Annotated in this window: 2 protein-coding genes and 1 pseudogene; all 3 read right to left on the bottom strand. The window is 67.5% G+C overall.

Translation table 11 applies throughout. The annotated features are described in order from the left end of the window. A pseudogene (locus GXB81_RS30835) lies at positions 1-301 on the bottom strand (flagellar hook-length control protein FliK); the annotation flags it as partial. 87 nt (positions 302-388) lie between these two features. Continuing rightward, positions 389-838: a flagellar export protein FliJ gene (gene fliJ / locus GXB81_RS30830; RefSeq protein ID WP_167047409.1), complete on the bottom strand. Its 450-nt coding sequence runs from the start codon at positions 836-838 to the stop codon at positions 389-391. A gap of 278 nt (positions 839-1,116) precedes the next feature. Beyond that, a partial coding sequence (gene fliI, locus GXB81_RS30825; RefSeq protein ID WP_205991191.1) for a flagellar protein export ATPase FliI occupies positions 1,117-2,364 on the bottom strand: 1,248 nt, incomplete at its 5' end.

Raw genomic sequence — 2,364 nt, 5'->3', positions numbered from 1 at the left:
GTCCCGCCGACGCAGCGGACGCCGTGCCCGCGCCGCTCTGGCTGCCGCTCGCGCTCTTCGGCGTGGACGCGGGCGGCGGTGCGTCATGCACGCTCGACGTCTGGGTCGGCGATGCCGTCGGCGAACTGCTCTGCTGCTGGCTCGCGCTCTGCGAAGCCGCGCTGTTCTGCTGATCGATGCTCTGCTGCAAGGTCTGCGCGAACGGCATCACGTTGACCGCGGCGCTCGAGGCCGCGCCGGTCGAGCCATTGCCACCGAGCAGCGAACTGACTTGCGAGCCGATCTCTGAAAGAAGCGACATAGGAAATCCTGTGAATCCGTCAAACGGGGGCGGGGTGTCCGGTCAGGCGAACGCCGTGAAACCCGGCAGCGTTCGGCGCCACATGCATCACGCGCCCTCGGCGCGCATGCGCAGAATCCGCGCGGCATATTCGTCGGAATCGCGTTGATCGCGCCGCGCGGCGGTCTTCGCTTCGGCAGCCTCTCCGCGCGCCTGCAGCACTTCGTACGAGCCGAGCCGCTGCTTCTGGCGCTGCCATTCGGGCTTCGCCGCTTCGACGCGCGCGTTCGCCGCGCCGAGCAGATTGCGCTGCTGTTCGATCGCGGCGTCGAGCGTGTCGATGAACGCCTGGAAGTTGCGCATGTTGCCGGCCGGCATGCCGCTCTGGGCCGTCGCCGTGAAGCGCGCGTGGTATTCGTCGCGGTACTGCACGAGCGCGTTCAGCTGCGCCTCGACGTCGTTGCGCTCGCGCTGCGCGCGGCCGAGGCGTTGCGCGGCGGCGTCCACGTCGTCCTGTGCGAGACCGATCAGCGTCTTGATCGGGAAATGTTTCGCCATCGTCAACCTCCTCGGGCCTGTTTCCCGCTCATGGCGGGCTTGCGAGCATGCTTTTGCGTCGTGCGAGGACGGCGCAAAAGCACGTTCCCTTAAAAATAATCGGTCGCGCGACGGACCGCCAGCAAGACGATCCCCGCGTCATGCCACTCGCGGATACCGCGAGCCATCCGCTGCGCCCTCGAACCCCGACGCACCTCGATGAGCCTCGCACCTCGCACCTCGCGCCCGGCCGCTCCGGCGGCCCGCGCCGGCACATTGGCTGCCGGCGGCAACGGTGCCTACACAAACAGCGCGTTCAGCATGTCGATGCTCGGCGCGAAGTTCGCACACTCGCGAAATCCTTGCTGCAGAAACTGTTCCATCCGCGGATACAGCGCGATCGCGCGATCGAGCACCGCATCGCGTCCGCTCGAATACGCGCCCACATTGATGAGATCGCGGTTGCGCTGATAGCGCGACAGCATCTGCTTGAACATACGCGTTTTATTCAGGTGGTTCTCGTCGATCAGCGCGGTCATTGCCCGGCTAATCGACGCTTCGATATCGATGGCCGGATAGTGGCCCGCCTCGGCGAGCGTGCGCGACAGCACGATATGGCCGTCGAGAATCGCGCGCGCCGAGTCGGCAATCGGGTCCTGCTGGTCATCGCCTTCGGTCAGCACCGTGTAGAACGCAGTGATCGAGCCGCCGCCCGCCGGACCGTTGCCGGTGCGCTCGACGAGCGCAGGCAGCTTTGCGAACACCGACGGCGGATAGCCCTTGGTCGCGGGCGGCTCGCCGACCGCCAGCGCGATCTCGCGCTGCGCCATCGCGTAGCGGGTCAGCGAGTCCATCAGCAGCAGCACGTGCTTGCCCTGGTCGCGGAAATATTCGGCGAGCGAGGTCGAATAGGCAGCGGCCTGCATGCGCAACAGCGGCGACACGTCGGCGGGCGCGGCGATCACGACCGAGCGCGCCAACCCTTCCTCGCCGAGAATCTGCTCGATGAATTCCTTCACTTCGCGGCCGCGTTCGCCGATCAGGCCGATCACGATCACCTCGGCACAGGTGTAGCGCGCCATCGTGCCGAGCAGCACCGATTTACCGACACCCGAGCCCGCGAACAGCCCCATGCGCTGCCCGCGGCCGACCGTCAGCAGCGCGTTGATCGCGCGCACGCCGACGTCGAGCACCTGGTGGATCGGCTCGCGATTGAGCGGGTTGATGACCGGCGCGGACAGCGGCGCATCGCTTTGCGTGCCGAGCGGGCCGAGCCCGTCGAGCGGCCGGCCCGACGCGTCGAGCACGCGGCCGAGCAGTTCCCAGCCGACCGGCAGACGCTTGGCGCCCGCCATCGGATCGGCGATCGGCGCGCTTTCGAGCGGAAAAACGCGTGCGCCGGGCAACAGGCCGATCACTTCAGTGGTCGGCATCAGAAACAGCTTGTCGCCGGAGAAGCCGACCACTTCGGCTTCGGCCATCGGCAGCGAACTGCCGGGCGGCAGTTCGATCATCACCTCGGCGCCGACCGACAGGCGGAGGCCCAA

Source organism: Paraburkholderia sp. Ac-20336 (genome assembly GCF_017105025.1).
GTDB lineage: Bacteria > Pseudomonadota > Gammaproteobacteria > Burkholderiales > Burkholderiaceae > Paraburkholderia.
This window is presented reverse-complemented; position numbering and strand designations above follow the sequence as displayed.